Origin of the sequence: Flavobacterium rhizosphaerae (genome assembly GCF_046000445.1) — a bacterium.
Classification (GTDB): Bacteria; Bacteroidota; Bacteroidia; order Flavobacteriales; family Flavobacteriaceae; genus Flavobacterium; species Flavobacterium rhizosphaerae.
Map to the genome: position 1 here is coordinate 28095 of NZ_JBELPZ010000005.1, position 19153 is coordinate 47247.

A 19153-nucleotide genomic window follows, 5' to 3' on the forward strand; every position below is an offset into this window, starting at 1 on the left:
CACAGGATTTTTGTACAGGCGCTACTGCCGAAGAGCTTGAAGCTACCGCATCAGAAGGTGCTACCCTTGTTTGGTATGATTCAGACAATGTAGTAATTGAAGGTACGGATGAACTTACAGCCGGCACCTATTATGTAAGCCAGGCTGCTAACGGTTGCGAGAGTGTACAAACCGAAGTAACAGTGGTTATTAACCCAACTCCTGATGCTCCTGCTGCAGCAGCCACACAGGATTTTTGTACAGGCGCTACTGCCGAAGAGCTTGAAGCTACCGCATCAGAAGGTGCTACCCTTGTTTGGTATTATTCAGACAATGTAGTAATTGAAGGTACGGAAGAACTTGCCGCTGGTACCTATTACGTATCTCAGGTAACAGGTGATTGCGAAAGTGTACAGACCGAAGTAACAGTGGTTGTTAACGCAACTCCTGATGCTCCTGTTGCTGAAGCTACACAGGATTTTTGTACAGGCGCTACTGCCGATGAGCTTGAAGCTACCGCATCAGAAGGTGCTACCCTTGTTTGGTATGATTCAGACAACGTAGAAATTGAAGGTACGGAAGAACTTGCCGCAGGTACCTATTATGTATCTCAGGTAACAGGTGATTGCGAAAGTGTAATGGTTGAAGTTACTGTTACAGTAAACGCTATTCCTGATGCGCCTACGGGTGAAGCTACACAAAGTTTTGATGCAGGCGATACTGTGGGCGATCTTGAGGTGACTTACGCTGAAGGTACAACGGCTAACTGGTATATGTTAAACCTTGCTGGCGAACTGGTTGCTGTAAGTGCCGAAGATGCACTTGTTGATGGAGGCGTATATTATGTATCTCAAACAGCTAATGGTTGTGATAGTGATTACCTGATAATTACTGTTGACCAAACTACTGCAACAGATAAATTTGATACAAAAGCCCTTATGGTATATCCTAATCCTGCACAGGAACTACTTACTGTAACCTACAGGGATGCCATTACCAAAGTGGTAATAACTAACGTACTTGGACAAACTGTGCTTGAGCAAACTGCCAACACTACTACAGTTCAGGTTAATGTAGCCTCACTACCGGGCGGTAACTACCTTGTACAGGTACAAACTGCAAGCGGAGCGGCTAACGTAAAAATTGTAAAGCAATAATATAATTTGCGATATAAAAACTAAAAGGGGCTGCCAACTGGCAGCCCCTTTTTTTATTACTTCTTTTTTAATAAAAAATGCGATTATTAAACGTGTTTTATTTCTTCAGGAACAAGCAGTTCCTCCCGGCGGAAACGCAATAACACTTGGGCAACTGCCACTACATCTTTTTCGCAGTAGGTAACAATACGGTCAATATCTTTTTCTACATGGTAAACATGGCCTACCTGGCTGCCGTTAATATCGCCTTTTGGCGAGGGGATGCCCAGTATTTTTGTGAGTAGTTTAAGCGATGTGTAGCTTTTAAAATCGCCAAATTTCCATAACTCCATAGTATCGAGATGGGGTACTTCCCATGGCTTTTTGCCGAAAAGGTTCAGTTTATCGGGTATGGGCATATTATTAATAATCATACGCCTTGCAATAAACGGAAAATCAAATTCTTTGGCATTATGGCCGCATAAAATATGCTGCGGCTGGTTAAAATGGTTTATAAGCAGGTTGGTGAAATCTTTGAGTATTTGCTTTTCATCTCCAAAAAAAGATGTCACCCTAAAATGGCGCACATCATTCCTGAAGGTAAAAAAACCCACCGACAGGCACACAATTTTACCAAACTCTGCCCATATCCCCGCACGGTCATAAAATTCCTCAGCAGAAAATTCTTCTTTCCGTTGGTATTGTGTCTTTAAGCTGTAAAGTTCTTTGGTTTCATCATCCAGAAGCCCGTAATGCTCATGCTCTGGCACGGTTTCTATATCCAGGAAAAGTATATTCTCTAATCGTACTTTATCTATCATTCTAGTGTGTTTATTGCCTGTCAGCGCTTTCTGCCTCTGCTTTGGTAAGTGGCAGTGTATTGCCTTTGCCTTCATTGGGTTTCATCATGCCCATCATTTTATAAGCTTCATCAACATACACATAAAAGTCGTTGCTATGCGGGTCTGTTTCAGTTTGCAGCCCTTTTTGGTGTCCTAAACGGGTTATAATAATTTTATCTTCGGGTATTACAATTACAAACTGGCCTAAATGCCCGCGCATGTAATACATTTTTTTGCCCAGGTAATTATTAATCCACCATCCGTATCCGTACTGTGGTGATGCGGCAAAGCGCGGTGTAACCATTTTTTGTATCGCTGTAGTGTCTAAAATCTGTGTGCCGTTCCAGTTTCCGTCATGTAAAAATAATTTTCCAAACCGGGAAAAATCCCTGGCATTGCTTCCAATACAACAATAAGCTTTTTCAATACCGTTTTTCTCATCCAATTGCCAAAGGGCATTGTTTGCCATACCCATAGGCTTCCAGAATTTTTCTGAAACATATTCCGTAAGCGGTTTCCCAATGGCTTTTGTAATCACCATATCCAGCAGTTCTGTAGCGCCACTTTGGTAGTCAAATACTTTGCCGGGGGTATTAATTACGCCTGCTTTTAGCATTGTTTCGGGCAGGTTGCTATCAAAATAGGCACGGGTGGTTATAGAAAAAGGGCTGCTGTAAGCTTCATCCCAATTAAGCCCCGCCGCCATTGATGAAAGGTCGCCCACGGTAAGTTCAGCAGCCAGGCCGGTACTGTACTCGGGGAAATAATCGCCCACTTTTGTATCTAAGCTTTTAATTTTTCCTTCTTCAATAGCCTTAAAAAGTGCCGCCGATACCACGCTTTTTGCCATACTGAAGGAGTTTGACTTAGAATCCGGGCCATACCCATCATAATACGCTTCGTGCCATATACTGTCATTTTTAATGATGATGTAGGCTACCGTGCCCAGTTCATCATGTGCATGTTGCAGCCTTTTTGTGGGCTTAACCGAGTTATATCCTTTTGCTTCTGCCCAGGGTTGTGGTGTGCCCGCCTCAATAGTGCGGTTATCAAAATGGGTATAATCATCCAGATAGGCAGTGGTCTTGCCATGAAAATATACCACGCGTACGGCTTTTAAAAGGTAGTCTATATCAAAAATATAGGCGAGTATAACAATGCCTGCAAAAATAGCTATAAGCCATACAAGGAGTTTTTTCAGGAATTTCATAATTGTTTGTATAAGGTTTGCCAGATGTTACGAATTTACATAAAAATTCATCATGTCTTTCTTTGTACAGGCTTATGTTTTATAGGGTATGGTTGGGTTATCTTCATCAATTTCAACACCTTCATCATCAAAAAAAGTATATAACCTTTCTAATTCAGATAAAATCATTTCTTCTAACGAGTTCCATGTTTTTTTAGATGTGGCATCCCATCTTTCACAACAATGTATACTATTTGTTTCTTTATCAATATAAACAAGAGAACCATCCCAATTATAGCCTCCTATAAAAAAATAGTTAGGCTTTGAATTATCCGGCCTTTCATATATGTTTGGTGTAATAATAGAGTAAGGCTGACACATATCAACGTCCGGGCTTCGGTTAATGTGTCTCCTTAAACCGTATAAACTTAGTGTTGATGAAAGCACGTCCATGCCATTACTAAAATGTAATAAAAAATCTGAATACTCTTTTGGTATCTCAGTTTTTAGCTCTGCCTCTAAAAGCTTTAACTCTTCCTTGCTCAAAGGGGGGTATAAAATATTTAACCATCCCTTAGGGCCTTGATGTGGCGCTCTTCCAATCATGGTAGCCCCATCATCGGATACTTTTTCTCCCTGTTTTTTGAATTTATATAATAAATTCAGGATTACATCTCGGTTCATCTGATAGTATGTATTTACATTGATTACACACGTATTAAAACAAACGCTGCTGTACCGGTGGATTTTCATGCTCCAGCAGCCATTTTTTGCGCCACAACCCGCCGGCATAGCCGGTAAGTTGCCCGTCAGACCCTATAACCCTGTGGCAGGGCACTACTACCCACAACGGATTTTTACCATTGGCTGAAGCCACAGCACGGATGGCTTTAACATCGCCCAGTTTTATAGAAAGTTCCTGGTATGATGTTGTTTTTCCAAACGGAATCTCTAACAGAGCCTGCCACACTTTTTTTTGGAAATCAGTTCCTTTTGGGTTAATCAGGAAAGAAAATGTAGTGCGGCTGCCTTCAAAATATTCCTGCAATTGCAGTGCGGCATCTTTTAGCTCATCCGGTAAAATACAGGTTACGGGCAGGTTGTCATCAAGCACGTGTACTTTGCTGATGCCCTTGGTATCGCCTTCCAGTAATGCGGTGCCAAGCGGGGTTTTTATATAGGCTTGTGCCATAATTTAACTTTAATCAAACTTCTTTATCCAGATATCTATAGCTTCAAGGTTAGCCTGTTCGGTATCGGGGCTGTTCATCCCCACATCGTGCCCTTTACCGGGGCGCAAAATAAGGTTGGCAGGCACATTCATTTCCTTTAGTTTTTCATTAAATTTTACCGAAATATGGTAATCAACCAGCTCATCACTTGTGCCGTGTATCAACTGTGTCGGGATGTTTTTTATATGAAAATACGGGCTCACTTTTTTAAAGGCGCTGATGTCGGCACCCGGTGCGGGGTTGTATTTAGCATTTGCGAGATCCTCCAGAATTTTAATGCGCCCCTGTTTATAGAGCGGCGCTAAAAAGGTTTTCTCATCAAAAACAGATGGTGCACACATAGCCGTAATAGATTTTATCTCTCTTTTGGCATTTGCAGTATACCCATACAATAACGAAAGGTGTGCCCCGGCGCTTATACCCACAAGATTAAAACTTTTGGCATTATACCCATATTTTTTTGCATTATCCTGCACCCATTGTACTGCGTTGTTAATATCATCCAGCAAATCGTCACCATGTACAGAGTCATTAACGTAACGGTAGTCTACATTGGCCACAACAAAACCGCGGCTGCACATATCCCGTGCATGCTTATCTGTATATTCATTGCCGCCTAAAGTCCAGGCACCACCGTGCAGCATAATAATAACAGGTGTTTTTTTAGTTGGGTCCTTTGGTAAAAAAAGGTCGAGTGTTTGCTGTTTTGCACTGCCGTATTTTTGGTGGTACATATGCTGTTGGGCAAATACAGCAGGGGAAGCAACAAGCAATAAGGCTAAAAAAGGTAATATAAAACTATAGTTTTTCATGCGGATAGCTCAATGTTAGTGTTGCTAAGTTAGTAATTAATCGTTTTCTTCAAGGGCAAAAATATCATTAACGGGCGTATCAAAAAGTTGCGATATTTTAAGTGCCAATACTGTGGAGGGTACATATTTTCCTGCTTCAAGGGTGTTAATAGTCTGTCGGCTTACCCCAATGCGGTCTGCCAGTTCCTGCTGTGTAAGGTTATGTATGGCGCGTTGTACTTTTATGTTATTCTTCATCGTGGCGGGTATTATAAAAACGGAATATTTTGTAGCGGAACAGCAATATAAAAATAATTAATTGCGAAAACATAGCACCCATAAGTACATTTAAGAAAGGCAACCCGTAAATAAATATATAGCAAAATAACAAAATAGCATAGTTGGCAATTGTTGCCCATGCCAGGCTCTGCAGCCTTATAGAAGCAACCAGTTCATCTTCATGCTCTTCTTTGCTAAAGGCATATATAATACCAGAGGCAATTATTATACTTACTAAAATTTCGTCAACAATATTGTTTTCTACCCACCCAAAATAGACTTCTTTCCCAAAAAGCATATTATCCATCAGTGCAAACACTTTAGCTTTAATAATAATTGTTTCAGAAAGGTTAAAGGCAAAAAAGCCAATAAGCAGTAAAAAACAAAGTACAAACAAAATGCCGCTTAAGGTTTTAAAGCGGTGCGGAAATAAATAGTTCGTTTTCATAATGATTGATTTAATATTTCCGCTAATGTAAAAAATATTTTATATAAAGTAAAATAAACTTTACATTTTGTAAAATATATAAGATTTTGAATAAATGTATGATACAAAAAAGCCCCCACATTAATGTGGAGGCTTTTAAAATATCTTTTTATAATGCGCTTACATAGCAGCAGGTATTTTTATAACCTGGCCAGGATAGATAAGTTTAGAGTCGGCAATAATATCTTTATTGGCGTTATAAATAACATTGTATTTGTAGATATCGCCATAATATTTTCCGGCAAGTATAGAAAGTGTTTCACCTTCAGCAACAGTGTGTGTTTTAGATGGTGCAGCAGCTTTAGGCTGTGGTTTTATGGGCTTGGCAGAAGCTACAGCTTTTGCAGGAGCTGAGGCAGCTGAAGCGCCGTCTTCTTTATCTTTAGCAATTACGTTACCTTTAATAATAAGTACTTTGTTTTTATCAGTATCATTACTGGTTACGGTAACTGTTTTTGTAAAGTGGTTGGGGTTACGTGCGTTATATGTAGCAGTTACGCTTCCGGTTTCACCCGGCTTAATAGCCGTTTTAGTATAGTTTGTAGCAGTACACCCACAAGAAGCCTTTACGTTGGTAATGGTAATATCTTTGTCAGAATTGTTTGTAAATTCAAACTCATGAGATACAGGTACGCCCTGTTCCACATCACCAAAGTTAAAAGAGTCTTCGTTAAATTTAAGTCCGGTTTCATCTTGTGCATTAGCACCAAAAGAAATAAATAAAACACCGGCTACGGCTAATAATGATTGTTTAAATAATTTCATAGTCAATTACGTATTAGTTACTAAATTTTTTACTGTATAACATATATTACAAATATATTTACTAAACCCGTTATATTTGTTAACTGCCTTCAAAGTATTGTTAATAACATGTTAACCCTGTAGTTACCGTATATAATGGTTGTGCAAGGTAGCTAATTTTATCAAAAATTACCTAATTTGCTGTTGTTTGAAGCTCACAAAACTTAATATTATTATTTTTATTGGCCTTATTGCCATTGTAGGGGTGATAACCATGCAGCTGATAATGTTGCATGAAGCCTACCTGTTTGAGAAGAAAGAAACCGGCGAAAAAATACATTTTGCCCTTCAGGATGTAGTAACCCGTATTTACCGCGATAACCAAAGCGAGCTACCAACAGAAACCCCTATCAAAAAAATATCTGAAGATTATTATGTGGTTAATGTAGACGACTACTTTGAAGCTTCTACATTAAAATACTACCTTAGAAGTGAATTTGAAAAGGTAAAGCTGGATATGGATTATGAGTATGCCATGTACAATTGCGCTTCGGATGAAATGGTTTATGGCGAATATGTCTCGATGGGCCAAAATGAAATTGAAAAAAAACAGAAATGTGAAAACTGTTTTACCAAACGCCCCGACCTTATATATTATTTCGGAGTGCGTTTCCCACGCCTACAGTACGGTTATGTAAATTCGTTAAAACTCTACTGGATGTATACCGGAGTGCTGTTTTTGGTGCTGGTTATTTATGTATACTCTGTGTTTTTACTTTTAAAGCAAAAAGCCTATACCGAGCTGCAGAAAGATTTTATTAATAACATGACGCATGAATTCAAAACACCTTTATCATCAATACTTATTGCCAGTAATTATGCCGCTAAGCAGGAGGCCATTACTGCCAACCCTAAACTGAATAAATACCTGGGTATTATTATAGAGCAAAGCAACCGGCTTAACCAGCATATAGAGCGTATACTATCAGTAGCCAAAACAGATAATAACCTGGTGAGCCTGCAAAAAAAGCCATTTAATGCTGCCGAAACGCTGGAACTGGTTTGCGAAAATGCCTCAATAAAATTTGAAAATGCCAATATAACGTTTACACCCCAAAACAGGCAGCAATTACTTATAGCCGATGAGTTTCACTTTTATAATATAGCCTATAACATTGTTGAGAACGCTATTAAATACGGAAATGCGGCCGCCAAAGTTCACATAACCCTTACACAGGCAGAAGAAGGCCTTTTGCTGGCCTTTACCGATAATGGCCCCGGTATAGCCCCGGAGCATATTGACTTTGTGTTTGACCGCTTTTACAGGGTTCCGCGTGAAAATAAAAAAGAGATTGAAGGCTTTGGCCTTGGCCTTTTTTACGTTAAAAAAATATGCGAACTCCACAAGTGGCGCATAAGTATTAAAAATAATGTACCGCCACCCGGCATAACCATAACCATTTATATACCTAAAAAAAGCCTGGCATGAAAAAAAAACTACTTTATGCGGAAGACGACAGTACACTGGCGTTTCTTACCACAGACAGCTTGGAGCAATACTATGAGGTAGTGCATTTTACCAATGGTAAAGAGGCTTTTGAAGCCTTTGGGCATGAAGCGTTTGACCTTTGTATACTGGATGTTATGCTGCCCGGTATGGATGGTTTTGAGCTGGCAGCTGCCATACGGAAATGCGACATAGAAGTTCCCATAATTTTTCTTTCGGCCAAAACGCTGAAAGAAGACCGTATTAAAGGCCTTAAGCTGGGTGCCGACGATTATCTGGTAAAGCCATACAGCATAGAAGAACTAATGCTGAAAATAGAAGTGTTTTTGCAACGCAGCCAAAAACAGGCCAGTGTAAAAAATGTTACCTATAGTATTGGGAGTTTTGTTTTTGACCCTGAAAATTATTCGCTAATAAAAGATGGACAAAGTATACAGCTCACTGAGCGCGAAGCGGCATTACTGAAGTTATTTATTGAGAATAAGAATACTATACTAAAACGCGAAAACATACTTAAGCAGCTTTGGGGTACTAACGATTATTTTATGGGCCGGAGTATGGATGTATTCATCTCCCGTTTGCGAAAAATATTTAAGGAAGATGAAAACATCCGCATAGAAAATATACCACGTATCGGTTTTAAGCTGGTAGCCCCATAAATTTGTGTTTGGTTGTGCGTTGGCAGTTGTTGGCAACCTGAAATATATATATCACCTAACAACCGATAACCAGCAACCGGCAACTACTCTGAAAAGCTGTAAAAATAAGCCTCTAAAGCTTTTAACTCATCGTCAGTAAAAGTTTTGGTAAGGTATAAATTGGTTTTCATAACCGGATATTGATCCGGATCAACAATAGGGTCAGCTTTCTCTTTAAGAAATGCTACCATGTCGCCATTTTTTTGTTTATATACTGTTGCAATATCTTTTACGGCAGGCCCAATGGCTTTGCTTTCGGTTTTATGGCAGCTGATGCAGTTACCCTTCCCCTCAAAAATCTCTTTCCCTTTTTGGGCTTCAGCGCTTAGTGCAGGCGCTTGTTTACCTTCCTGAACGCTCCTTGGGGTATATTCCGGCGTTTCTTCTTTTTTGTTTTTGCCACAGGCAATTATCAACAGGGCCGGGATAATATATACTAATTTTTTCATGGTATTATTTGTTTAACAAAATGGCAGCCTCTTTAGCAAAATAGGTTGAAATAATATCAGCCCCGGCACGTTTGATGCTGTGCAGCTGCTCTAAGATTACTTTATCGTTCTCTATCCATCCTTTTTCGGCAGCAGCCTTAACCATAGCATATTCCCCTGAAACATTATACACGGCTACCGGAACGGTAACGGCATTTTTTACTTCGCGCACAATATCAAGATAGGCAAGCCCCGGTTTTACCATAACAATATCAGCACCTTCTTCTACATCATGCAGGGCTTCTCTAATGGCTTCGGTACGGTTGGCATAATCCATCTGGTAGGTTTTTTTGTCTTTAGGCACCACAACACCGGTTTCTTTTGGGGCGCTGTCCAGTGCATCTCTAAATGGCCCGTAAAATGATGACGCATATTTTGCGGCATAGCTCATAATACCCACGTTTTGGTAACCGGCACTATCCAGCCCTTCGCGAAGTCGAAGCACACGTCCATCCATCATATCGCTTGGCGCTACAAAATCGGCACCCGCTTCGGCATGGCTTACTGCCATTTTTACCAGCGCTTCAACGGTTTCATCATTAGCGATATCGCCATTTTTTATAATACCGTCATGCCCGTAAACCGAGTAAGGGTCCAGCGCAACATCGGGCATTACAATCATTTCAGGTACCGCATCTTTTATAGCTTTAATGGCCTGCTGCATCAGCCCGTCGGGGTTCCAGGCTTCTTTGCCTTCGTTATCCTTTAAGTGGTCGCCCACTTTTACATAAATGTTTACGGCCTTGATGCCCAGGTTCCATAACTCCTTAACTTCTTTTACCGTAAGGTCAATAGAGCGACGGTAAATACCCGGCATAGAAGGAATAGGCACTTCTACATTATTCCCTTCTGCAATAAACATAGGGAACATAAAATCGTTTGGTGTCAGTATGGTTTCACGTACTAAAGAACGTATACTTTCGTTGGTGCGTAGCCTGCGGTTTCTGTGTATTGGGAACATACTGTTATAATTTAATTTTATCTTTAATTTGTTTTACTTTTTTTTCAAGCAGCTCTGGCGGATCAAATCGATACCCTGCAAAAATGGTAAAATAACTTATTGTGTCATCTATAGAAACGGCAGATTCTACACTATGGTTGAATACAAAAGCCCGGTCGTTTATTCCGCAAAAAAAGCGGTCTGAATTGTAGCCCAGAGCCAGGTGTAAAGATGCCATTGTTAAAAAGGAAGTATTTTTTTCATCATCATCTGTGTAGTCAAGTCCTGCTCCCAGTGCTGCGCCGCCGGACAGCAGGAAGTTTTTGGCAATTACCCAGTTGTAATAATAGGAAGGTGCTATGGCAACATTTATAAAATAGGCATTACTACCCAACCCTTCCTGTTTTTTACCATTAAGGCTGGTATAATAATACAGTAGCGAAGGGGCAAAGCTCCCGGCACTTTTTAATTGCTTTTTATTTTGAAATGCGGTAGCGGCATACGAAAAGTTCTTGTTTAAGAAATAGGAAGTGCTTCCGCCTATTTTAAGGCTTTTAAGCTCATGGAGGTAAACACTGCCACCTGAACCGGACTCTAATGTAAATCCTTTCTGGTAGTAAAAATCAAGGTGCTGCATCCATTGCCCCGGGGAAAGGTTAACGCCAAAGGATATCATTTTGGAGTTGCCGTTATCTTTGTTGTTGGCAAAAAAAGAGGGTGCAACACCAAAGCTGAAAGAAATAAAATCGTAGTTAAAACTGATACCCATAGTTGTTTTCCTGTTGGGTATAAGCTTCACCTGAATGTCATCATTGGTATAATCCAACGTAAAATCATTAGAGGTGTTAAGTACAAAAAATTGAAGGAAAAGTCTGTCCTGAAACTCTTTATAGTATGCAGTACTGATCGTATCGGTTTGGGAATAACCGGTAATGCTTAACAGTAATGTTACTATCAGTTTTCTCATAGCCAGTTTATAGGTTTGCCTAATATTTTCAGTAATCGTTCTTCCTCACTGCCCGGTTCAGGATGATGGTCATACACCCACTGCACATGTGGCGGCAGGCTCATGAGTATACTCTCTATACGGCCGTTGGTTTTAAGGCCAAAAAGGGTTCCTTTATCATGCACCAGGTTGAATTCTACATAACGGCCGCGGCGTATTTCCTGCCACGTCCTGTTTTCAGGGGTATATTCAATATTTTTTCTTCGTTCTACAATCGGCACATAGGCTTCAAGAAAGCTGTTTCCTACTTCGGTTACAAAATTATACCACTGCTCCATGCTGAAATCGTCTGTTGCTTTACAATGGTCAAAAAACAGGCCGCCTATGCCACGCGCCTCATTGCGGTGCGTGTTGCGGAAGTACTCATCGCACTGCTTTTTAAACTTAGGGTAAAACTCCGTGTTGTGCTTATCGCAGGCTGTTTTACAGGTTTGGTGAAAGTGTATAGCATCTTCATCAAACAGGTAATAGGGTGTTAAGTCCTGCCCGCCGCCAAACCAGCTGTCTACAATATTTCCGGTTTTATCATACATTTCAAAATAACGCCAGTTGGCGTGTACAGTAGGGGCAAACGGATTTTTAGGGTGGATTACCAGGCTGAGCCCGCAGGCAAAAAAATCAACCTCGCCTACACCAAAATAGGCCTGCATAGTTTTAGGTAGCGGACCATGCACAGCCGATATGTTTACCCCGCCTTTTTCTATTACATTGCCGTTTTCGATAATACGGGTGCGGCCACCGCCCCCTTCGGGGCGTTCCCATAAATCCTGTCGGAATTTGGCTTTACCGTCCACCTCTTCAAGCTTTGAGGTGATTTTGTCCTGTAACTGTTGTATGTATGCGTAAAATGTATCTTTCATAAGTTTTCAGTTAACCCGGTACGGTTGGTACGGTTAACATTTTATCAGTGTAAAGCATTTACTTTATTCATAATATCAAACGAAAACATTTTGCTCTCTGCCTGAATGTAATTGTAAACAGCAAGAGCTTTTTGTTTAAGCGCAGATAATTCAGGCTTTGCAGCAAGCTTAGCCAGTACATCGGCAAGCTGCTCCATATTTGCCCAATCGAAATGGCATTTCACCAAAAAATCAAGCAATTCTTCATTACTTATAGTTTGCAGTGTATCCAGGTCAAGGTTAAGCCCTTTTAAAAGCTTTTCCAACTCATCATCATTCCATCCTTCGGGTACAAATACCAAGGCAACCAGCTTATTGAGTTGGTTGTTAATGCGTTGGTTTTCTTCGTCCCGTAATCCTAAACTTAATGGCATTTTTAGTTGTTTGTTATCGGTTGATGGTTGTTAGAAGCTAAAATTCCCTGAAACTGTAAGATAAAGTTGCCAATAACTGACAACCAATAACCAGCAACTATTTTTTATATTCTTTTACAGCATCAATAAATGCTTTGGCATGGTCTACCGGAATGTTGGGCAATATGCCGTGGCCTAAGTTTACTATATAATTGTCTTTGCCAAACTCGTCTATCATTTCATGCACCATTTTTTTGATGACAGGTATTGGCGATAGCAAACGGCTAGGGTCAAAGTTGCCTTGTAGTGTAATTTTACCACCGCTCAGGTAACGTGCATTGCGTGCAGAGCAGGTCCAGTCTACCCCCAGTGCCGAAGCCTTGCTTTGTCCCATTTCTCCAAGGGCAAACCAGCAGCCTTTACCAAATACAATAACATGTGTTTCGGGGGCCAGTGCCTCTACAATCTGGTTGATGTATTTCCATGAAAATTCCTGGTAATCAACCGGGCTTAGCATACCGCCCCAGCTATCAAAAATTTGCACGGCGTTAACCCCGGCCTTTACTTTTTCTTTAAGGTAGGCAATAGTGGTATCGGTAATTTTTTGCAATAACACATGTGCCGCTTCGGGATGGCTAAAGCAGAATCCTTTTGCAGTATCAAAACTTTTAGAGCCTTTACCTTCTACTGCATAACAAAAAATCGTCCAGGGTGATCCTGCAAAACCTATGAGTGGAACTTCATCGTTCAGCATTTCCTTAGTAAGTTTTATGGCATCCATCACATAGCCCAGCGTTTCATCAATATCCGGAACAATTACCTGTTCTACATCTTTAGCCGAACGAATAGGATTGGGCAGGTAGGGGCCAAAGTTTGGTTTCATTTGCACCTCAATACCCATAGCCTGTGGTATCACTAAAATATCGCTGAATAATATGGCGGCATCAGGCTGTACAATTCTAATGGGCTGTACCGTTATTTCCGCAGCCAGCTCCGGGGTGCGGCAGCGGGTAAAGAAATCATATTTATCACGCAGTGCCATAAATTCCGGCAGGTAGCGGCCTGCCTGGCGCATCATCCATACCGGTGGTCGTTCTACCGTTTCGTTACGTAATGCTTTTAAAAAAAGATCGTTCTTTATGCTCATTTTTTTTGATTATTTATCTTGTTTTTATATTTGACTGTCTCTAACAAGGGCAAACTCGTTTTTTTACACCCCTCTTTTTTGAAACAATGGGTTATACTGATTACGTACCTGTATAATTACATTTTCTATACTGGGCTTATTGGCAACTACAATGTTTTGGGTAATGTCCTTTAAAGCCGAAGCAGTGGTAGCTCCAATACAAAAACAGGTTTCGGTTGTAATACTATTTTCTTTTAAAAAACTTTCAATTCCGCTGGGGCTAAAAAACATAATGCCGTTAAGGCTACTATTTATTTTATGCGATGCCAACACGGTTTCATATACTTCTACCTCATTAAAGTCAACACCTGCCGATGTAAGGGTAACAGGTAGTTCATCACGGCTCATGTTGCCGGAAAAAAAGGTAAAGCTTTCTGTTTTGTAATTATTTACAATTGTTTCGGCAAGCTGTTGTGCGTTATCTGCTTCAACTACTACCGTATAACCGTTTTGCCTTATAAAGGTTGCCGTAGTGCTACCCACACAAAACATGTTGCTGCCCCGGTAGGTTACACTTAATTTGTTCTTCAAAAAACTTTTAAACGCATTGCGGCTGGTAAATATCAGGTTTGCTTTTGTGGCATTTATATCAAAATTTTTAGACTGAACTTTTATAAAATCGCCTTCAATTACAGATAACCCTGCGTTAAGCAGAAACTGCCTTTGGTTGGGCAATAGCTTTTTGGTAGATAATATGCGTGCTGAGGTTTGCAAAACGATTACATGTTTGCGCGGTTACAAAACTTGCCAATATCTTTATTCAGTCCAAAAACTACCAATACATCATCAGCAGTAATAACAGTGTCTTTATCTATAAAGCCTTCAGACTGGTGTACCAGGCTTGTAGTGCCTAATATAGATTTACGTACTTTTCTGCGGATGATGGTAACTATTGTAAGATGAAATTTTTCGCGAAACTCCAGTTCTTCCAGTGTTTTACCTTCAAATTCCGGTAGTGCCTTAAGTTCAGATATAGAGTAATTTTTATCGATGCTAAAGTTATCTACAATGCCTTTAAGATTTATTTTTTTGGCAAGCCTTTCGGCAAAATCCTGCTCCGGATGGATAATTGTTTCAATACCCATGGCATTAAGTACCGTATCGTGAATGGGTGACAGCGAGCGGCCAATAATACGCGCTTTGGTAAGTTTTTTTACCACTGCAGTGGCTATAATAGCCGCCCCTTCATTTTCTCCAATGGCTATAACGGCCAGGTCGGCATTGGTAATGGGTAGCGCCTGGTAAGCCATTTCGTTAGTGGCATCCATGCAAATGGCATGAGATATTTTCTCTTTCACCATATTGACTTTGTTCATATTGTTGTCTATGCCAATAACCTCATTGCCGGTTTCGGTAAGGTTCATAGCCAGCGACATACCAAAGTTTCCTAAACCAAATATAATAATCTTCATAACCTCCTGCGTTTAGTTTATTAAAATGTTTTCTTCCGGATATTCATAACTGTACACCTGTAGTTTTTTAAGCATACCGATAAGCAGGTTAAGCAACCCTATACGTCCCAGAAACATAACTACAATTAGCACATACTTGCTGGACATACTTAGCCCCGCTGTTACGCCAAGGCTTAGCCCTACCGTACTGAATGCCGAAAAAACCTCAAAAGCTACCTTAATAAGAGAAAGCTTTTTTTCAAAAAATAATATCATTAATATGGCAATGCCAATAACTATGAGTGATATGCAGATAATGGCAAAGGCTCTTTTAACCGACTGGTTGTTTATTTTTCTTCCGCCCAGCTCAATGTGGTCTTTGCCTTTGGCAAGCGAAAAAATATTTAATGTTGCCAGTGCTATAGTACTGGTTTTTATACCCCCGCCTGTTGAGCCTGGTGAAGCCCCTATCCACATAAGGAATATGGCAAAAAGTATGGCCGGCATAGAAAGGCTGGCAAAATCATACGTATTAAAACCGGCAGTACGGGTAGTTACCGAGGTAAACCCGGCAGCTGTAATTTTCCCGAACAGGGTATTGCCTTCAAAAGCATGGTGGGATTCTATACAAAAAAAGAATATCAAGCCCATTGTAAGCAGTATGGCGGTCGTTACCATTACAATTTTTGAGTTGAGCGTGAGTACGCGCACCGGTGTGTGAAAGCGCCTGCGTGCCACACTGTTTACAACAATCTGCTTAAAATATCTTATGGAGTTAAACACTATAGCATAGCCTAGTCCACCTAAAATAATAAGGTGCATAATAATCCACTGGAAGGCATAAGCTTTTTTAAGGGCAGGTTCTGCCAGCCCGTTTGATAAGGTAGAAAATCCGGCATTGCAAAAAGCCGAAACCGAGTGGAATATAGAAAAGAATACTTTGTTTTTAATGCTGTTTATATCGCTTATAGAATAATAAATAAGCGCAGCGCCCACCAGTTCTATACCCAGGGTAAAAACTACCACACGCATGGCCAGGCGCATAACATTGTGCAGGCCATCACTTTCTACAAAGGCGCTTACACTAAGGCCTTCCCTAAAGGTGGTGCCCTGCTTAAAAAAGAAGGCAAAAAAAGAAGTGAAGGTAAGCATGCCTATACCGCCAAGCTGTATAAGCGTAAGTATTACGGTTTTGCCCATAAAAGTAAAATCGGTAGCGGTATCAACCACTATAAGGCCTGTAACACATACTGCACTTACCGATGTAAAAAGGGCATCGGTAAAACTAATGCCGTGTGTAGTGGCACTTGGCAGCAATAGCAAAAAAGACCCTAAAAGCCCTACTACAGCAAAGCTCCCCACAAACAATATGGTTGGGTTATAATACAGGCTGTATAGTTTTCGCAACAGCCCGGTAAGCCTCAGGAAAAAATAGATTATCAGCCCGGCATCCATTACAAAATTCACATTGTACAGCCTGCGGTATTCATCGCCGCTTATAAATGCTATAACTGCCGCTATCAACGTGAGCGTGAGCACCAGTATATTGGCCTTAAATACCCTTTTTAATGCCGGTTTATTAGAGTATTTGAGCCTGAGCAGGCTAAATACAATAAGTAATACAACCAATAAAGTCAGATACAGGGTTTTATGGTCAACAAAATCATATATGCGGTTTTCATACCCAAAATCAAACACCAGGAACACTATAAGCAGTATGTCTACAAAGCCATATATCCTTGAAAGTGTGTATGAAAGGTTTTTAAACATGCTCTTATTTCTTTTTGTTGAGTTGTGCACGTAAGGTTTTCATAAGGGCATCGCCGCCACTTTGCAAAATTTCTTCGGCACACAGATTGCCAAAATTACGGTAATCTGCGTTAATATGCACAGACTTCTCTATGTATAACCTCTGTCTTCCGTCCAGAGATAGTAATACGCCTTCAAACCGTATTTCGTCATCTATAAAGGTGGCCAGTGCACCAATGGGTGCTGTACAGCCGCCCTCCAGTTTTTTAAGAAACTGCCTTTCTATATGGGTGGCAATTTCAGTAGGTTTATCATTTAGACGGGATAATGCTTCTCGGCTATAGGCATCATGTTCCATTGCTACGGCCAGCATCGCACCCTGGGCCGGGGCGGGTACCATCCAGTCCAAAACCTCGGCAGTACCTTCAAACGCGGGGCTTTTTACTTTTTGTCCCGAGTAAAAATTTAAACGTTCCAGCCCGGCAGCGGCAAATATGGCGCCCTGCCAGTTATTTTCATCCAGTTTTTTAAGTCGTGTATTTACATTGCCGCGAAGGTCGGTAACATTATGGTGCGGGTAACGGTGCAGCCATTGTGCCTGCCTGCGCAGGCTTCCGGTGGCTACTGTTGCCGGGGCATTATAAAAAACCATATCGCTTTTTTGTACTAAAATATCGGCGGTATTTGCCCTTTTGGGTACTGCGGCCTGTACTATGCCCTTGGGTAAGGCGGTGGGTACATCTTTCATAGAGTGTACAGCTATGTCTACCTCGCCCTTTATCATGGCTATATCCAGGGTTTTGGTAAATATGCCTGTTATGCCCAGTTCATATAAAGGTACATCTAAAATAACATCACCGGTACTTTTTACGGCAACAATTTCGGTTTTATAGCCCAGTGCATTAAGTTGGTTTTCTACATAATGCGCCTGCCATAGTGCCAACTCGCTGTCGCGTGTGCCTATCTTTATGGTTTTATTCATTTTGGGTAGCTTCAATCCCGAACACTTTTTCAATCCACTCTATGCTTTCATCCACTACGGTGTCGTTGTCTTTGAGGTGATTGGCAAAATGCGTTGTAATTTTATGAATGATCCGGCGGCTGATGATTTCAGCCTGCTCTTCATCAAAATTACTGATTTTTTTCCGTTGGAAGTTTAATTCGGTATCCTTTATGTTATTCAGCTTATGCTTTAACGCATTGATTGTAGGGGCAAACTTACGGGCGTTCATCCAGTTGATGAACTCTGTTTTCACCTCTTCTATAATAGCCTCTGCTGCGGGAATGTGTTTTTTGCGGTTTTCGAGTGTGCTGTCAGTAATTTTGCTTAGGTCGTCCAGGTGTACCACCGTAACATTAGGGAGTTCTTTCACATTATCGTGTACATTTTTGGGCACCGAAAGGTCCAGTATAAGCAATGGTTTGTTTACCACAAGTATATCCTTATCTATAGTGGGTTCCTGTGCGCCGGTTGCTACCACCAGTACGTCGCATTTGGTGGCCTCAAGGGGTAGCAGGTCATAATCTTTAACAATAAGGTTAAATTTACCTGCTATTTTTTCGGCTCTTTCTTTAGTACGGTTTATAAGTACTATGTGGTTGTTTTTGGTATGTTTTACCAGGTTTTCGCACGTGTTGCGCCCAATTTTTCCGGTACCAAAAAGCAAAATGTTTTTATCTTGTACGGCAGGCACATTATTTAAAATATATTGTACCGATGCAAATGAAACCGATGTGGCACCACTGCTTAATTCAGTTTCATTTTTAATGCGTTTGCTGGCTTGTATAACACAATTTATAAGGCGTTCTAAAAAAGCGTTGGCAAGGCCGGCTTTTTTACTTTCGGCAAAGCCCAGTTTTATCTGGCTAATAATTTCAAAATCGCCCAGTATCTGGCTGTCCAGCCCGGTGCCTACCTTAAAAATATGGGCAATTGCTTCTTTATTCTTATATACAAAGGCAGCCCGTTGAAACTCTTCTACAGAGCCGCGGCTGTTATCGCAAAGTAATTTTATTAATTGAAAAGGATGTTGGGCAAAGCCGTATATTTCTGTACGGTTACAGGTAGAAACTACTATTATGTTTTCTATACCCTCTGTAGCGGCCTGTCTCAAAATAGCTGTCTTGGCCGGGGCATCAAGGCTAAATTTTCCCCTTGTCACGGCATCGGCTTTGCGGTAGCTAAGCCCTACGGCATAAAAGTACAGATGCCTGTGCGCAATTACATTATCCATATACACTCTCCCTAAAAAGTTTA

Annotated in this window: 22 protein-coding genes; 3 read left to right on the forward strand and 19 right to left on the reverse strand. The window is 40.8% G+C overall.

The genetic code is table 11. The features are described from left to right. Window positions 1–1136 (forward strand): T9SS type A sorting domain-containing protein (locus ABS766_RS06680; RefSeq protein WP_408084354.1); only part of this gene is annotated, 1136 nt, incomplete at its 5' end. Window positions 1137–1222: 86 nt separating this feature from the next. Here the strand turns inward: ABS766_RS06680 and ABS766_RS06685 are convergent. From ABS766_RS06685 to ABS766_RS06720, 8 genes are all read right to left on the reverse strand, one after another. Next, entirely contained in the window at window positions 1223–1936 is a 714-nt protein-coding gene (locus ABS766_RS06685) for a 3'-5' exonuclease (protein ID WP_408084355.1), read from the reverse strand. Window positions 1937–1946: 10 nt separating this feature from the next. After that, the gene (locus ABS766_RS06690) at window positions 1947–3167 is read right to left on the reverse strand and encodes a serine hydrolase domain-containing protein (RefSeq protein ID WP_408084356.1); all 1221 of its coding nucleotides are present in this window, start codon (window positions 3165–3167) and stop codon (window positions 1947–1949) included. Between the two features lie 72 nt (window positions 3168–3239). Continuing rightward, entirely contained in the window at window positions 3240–3830 is a 591-nt protein-coding gene (locus ABS766_RS06695; RefSeq protein ID WP_408084357.1) for an SMI1/KNR4 family protein, read from the reverse strand. 34 nt (window positions 3831–3864) lie between these two features. Continuing rightward, window positions 3865–4338 (reverse strand): methylated-DNA--[protein]-cysteine S-methyltransferase, encoded by a 474-nt coding sequence (locus ABS766_RS06700; protein ID WP_408084358.1) that lies wholly within the window; start codon window positions 4336–4338, stop codon window positions 3865–3867. 9 nt (window positions 4339–4347) lie between these two features. Beyond that, window positions 4348–5190: an alpha/beta hydrolase fold domain-containing protein gene (locus ABS766_RS06705; protein WP_408084359.1), complete on the reverse strand. Its 843-nt coding sequence runs from the start codon at window positions 5188–5190 to the stop codon at window positions 4348–4350. A gap of 36 nt (window positions 5191–5226) precedes the next feature. Further along, window positions 5227–5427: a helix-turn-helix transcriptional regulator gene (locus ABS766_RS06710; protein ID WP_408084360.1), complete on the reverse strand. Its 201-nt coding sequence runs from the start codon at window positions 5425–5427 to the stop codon at window positions 5227–5229. Next, entirely contained in the window at window positions 5417–5896 is a 480-nt protein-coding gene (locus tag ABS766_RS06715; protein WP_408084361.1) for a hypothetical protein, read from the reverse strand. The genes ABS766_RS06710 and ABS766_RS06715 overlap by 11 nt, the downstream gene beginning before the upstream one ends. 159 nt (window positions 5897–6055) lie before the next feature. Beyond that, window positions 6056–6700 (reverse strand): DUF1573 domain-containing protein, encoded by a 645-nt coding sequence (locus tag ABS766_RS06720; RefSeq protein ID WP_408084362.1) that lies wholly within the window; start codon window positions 6698–6700, stop codon window positions 6056–6058. A gap of 187 nt (window positions 6701–6887) precedes the next feature. On the opposite strand from ABS766_RS06720, the gene ABS766_RS06725 reads away from it, so the two are divergent. Both ABS766_RS06725 and ABS766_RS06730 read left to right on the forward strand, forming a co-directional pair. Next, window positions 6888–8168, forward strand: a complete 1281-nt coding sequence (locus tag ABS766_RS06725) for a sensor histidine kinase (protein ID WP_408084363.1) — start codon at window positions 6888–6890, stop codon at window positions 8166–8168. Beyond that, complete coding sequence (locus ABS766_RS06730; RefSeq protein WP_408084364.1) at window positions 8165–8845, forward strand: response regulator transcription factor; 681 nt, start codon at window positions 8165–8167, stop codon at window positions 8843–8845. The genes ABS766_RS06725 and ABS766_RS06730 overlap by 4 nt, the downstream gene beginning before the upstream one ends. A gap of 83 nt (window positions 8846–8928) precedes the next feature. Here ABS766_RS06730 and ABS766_RS06735 read toward each other — a convergent pair whose 3' ends face one another. From ABS766_RS06735 to hemA, 11 genes are all read right to left on the reverse strand, one after another. Next, on the reverse strand, window positions 8929–9333 hold the full coding sequence (locus tag ABS766_RS06735; RefSeq protein WP_408084365.1) for a c-type cytochrome: 405 nt from the start codon (window positions 9331–9333) through the stop codon (window positions 8929–8931). A gap of 4 nt (window positions 9334–9337) precedes the next feature. Next, window positions 9338–10333, reverse strand: coding sequence for a porphobilinogen synthase (hemB, locus tag ABS766_RS06740; RefSeq protein WP_408084366.1), 996 nt, complete (start codon window positions 10331–10333; stop codon window positions 9338–9340). A gap of 4 nt (window positions 10334–10337) precedes the next feature. Next, complete coding sequence (locus tag ABS766_RS06745; RefSeq protein ID WP_408084367.1) at window positions 10338–11279, reverse strand: DUF4421 family protein; 942 nt, start codon at window positions 11277–11279, stop codon at window positions 10338–10340. Beyond that, window positions 11276–12178: an oxygen-dependent coproporphyrinogen oxidase gene (hemF, locus tag ABS766_RS06750; protein WP_408084368.1), complete on the reverse strand. Its 903-nt coding sequence runs from the start codon at window positions 12176–12178 to the stop codon at window positions 11276–11278. The genes ABS766_RS06745 and hemF overlap by 4 nt, the downstream gene beginning before the upstream one ends. Before the next feature lie 44 nt (window positions 12179–12222). After that, on the reverse strand, window positions 12223–12591 hold the full coding sequence (locus ABS766_RS06755; RefSeq protein WP_408084369.1) for a hypothetical protein: 369 nt from the start codon (window positions 12589–12591) through the stop codon (window positions 12223–12225). Window positions 12592–12688: 97 nt separating this feature from the next. Next, entirely contained in the window at window positions 12689–13717 is a 1029-nt protein-coding gene (gene hemE, locus ABS766_RS06760; protein WP_408084370.1) for a uroporphyrinogen decarboxylase, read from the reverse strand. A 63-nt stretch (window positions 13718–13780) separates the two neighbouring features. After that, window positions 13781–14470 carry a uroporphyrinogen-III synthase gene (locus ABS766_RS06765; RefSeq protein ID WP_408084371.1) on the reverse strand — a complete coding sequence of 230 codons (690 nt, stop codon included), beginning with the start codon at window positions 14468–14470 and terminating at the stop codon, window positions 13781–13783. Window positions 14471–14475: 5 nt separating this feature from the next. Next, complete coding sequence (locus ABS766_RS06770; RefSeq protein ID WP_408084372.1) at window positions 14476–15168, reverse strand: potassium channel family protein; 693 nt, start codon at window positions 15166–15168, stop codon at window positions 14476–14478. A 12-nt stretch (window positions 15169–15180) separates the two neighbouring features. Next, window positions 15181–16917: a TrkH family potassium uptake protein gene (locus ABS766_RS06775; protein ID WP_408084373.1), complete on the reverse strand. Its 1737-nt coding sequence runs from the start codon at window positions 16915–16917 to the stop codon at window positions 15181–15183. A gap of 4 nt (window positions 16918–16921) precedes the next feature. After that, entirely contained in the window at window positions 16922–17878 is a 957-nt protein-coding gene (hemC, locus tag ABS766_RS06780; RefSeq protein WP_408084374.1) for a hydroxymethylbilane synthase, read from the reverse strand. Then, a complete protein-coding gene (hemA, locus tag ABS766_RS06785; protein WP_408084375.1) occupies window positions 17871–19130 on the reverse strand; it encodes a glutamyl-tRNA reductase in 1260 nt (419 codons plus the stop codon). Before hemA ends, hemC begins: the two co-directional genes overlap by 8 nt. Between the last annotated feature and the right edge of the window lie 23 nt (window positions 19131–19153).

Coding starts and splice junctions, on each gene's coding strand:
- ABS766_RS06730 (WP_408084364.1), top strand. CDS start 8,165: ATGAAAAAAAAACTACTTTATGCGGAAGACGACAGTACACTGGCGTTT.
- ABS766_RS06710 (WP_408084360.1), bottom strand. CDS start 5,427: ATGAAGAATAACATAAAAGTACAACGCGCCATACATAACCTTACACAG.
- ABS766_RS06745 (WP_408084367.1), bottom strand. CDS start 11,279: ATGAGAAAACTGATAGTAACATTACTGTTAAGCATTACCGGTTATTCC.
- ABS766_RS06700 (WP_408084358.1), bottom strand. CDS start 4,338: ATGGCACAAGCCTATATAAAAACCCCGCTTGGCACCGCATTACTGGAA.
- hemB (WP_408084366.1), bottom strand. CDS start 10,333: ATGTTCCCAATACACAGAAACCGCAGGCTACGCACCAACGAAAGTATA.
- hemA (WP_408084375.1), bottom strand. CDS start 19,130: ATGGATAATGTAATTGCGCACAGGCATCTGTACTTTTATGCCGTAGGG.
- ABS766_RS06695 (WP_408084357.1), bottom strand. CDS start 3,830: ATGAACCGAGATGTAATCCTGAATTTATTATATAAATTCAAAAAACAG.
- hemF (WP_408084368.1), bottom strand. CDS start 12,178: ATGAAAGATACATTTTACGCATACATACAACAGTTACAGGACAAAATC.
- ABS766_RS06690 (WP_408084356.1), bottom strand. CDS start 3,167: ATGAAATTCCTGAAAAAACTCCTTGTATGGCTTATAGCTATTTTTGCA.
- ABS766_RS06685 (WP_408084355.1), bottom strand. CDS start 1,936: ATGATAGATAAAGTACGATTAGAGAATATACTTTTCCTGGATATAGAA.
- ABS766_RS06715 (WP_408084361.1), bottom strand. CDS start 5,896: ATGAAAACGAACTATTTATTTCCGCACCGCTTTAAAACCTTAAGCGGC.
- ABS766_RS06775 (WP_408084373.1), bottom strand. CDS start 16,917: ATGTTTAAAAACCTTTCATACACACTTTCAAGGATATATGGCTTTGTA.
- ABS766_RS06770 (WP_408084372.1), bottom strand. CDS start 15,168: ATGAAGATTATTATATTTGGTTTAGGAAACTTTGGTATGTCGCTGGCT.
- ABS766_RS06735 (WP_408084365.1), bottom strand. CDS start 9,333: ATGAAAAAATTAGTATATATTATCCCGGCCCTGTTGATAATTGCCTGT.
- ABS766_RS06705 (WP_408084359.1), bottom strand. CDS start 5,190: ATGAAAAACTATAGTTTTATATTACCTTTTTTAGCCTTATTGCTTGTT.
- ABS766_RS06720 (WP_408084362.1), bottom strand. CDS start 6,700: ATGAAATTATTTAAACAATCATTATTAGCCGTAGCCGGTGTTTTATTT.
- ABS766_RS06755 (WP_408084369.1), bottom strand. CDS start 12,591: ATGCCATTAAGTTTAGGATTACGGGACGAAGAAAACCAACGCATTAAC.
- hemE (WP_408084370.1), bottom strand. CDS start 13,717: ATGAGCATAAAGAACGATCTTTTTTTAAAAGCATTACGTAACGAAACG.
- hemC (WP_408084374.1), bottom strand. CDS start 17,878: ATGAATAAAACCATAAAGATAGGCACACGCGACAGCGAGTTGGCACTA.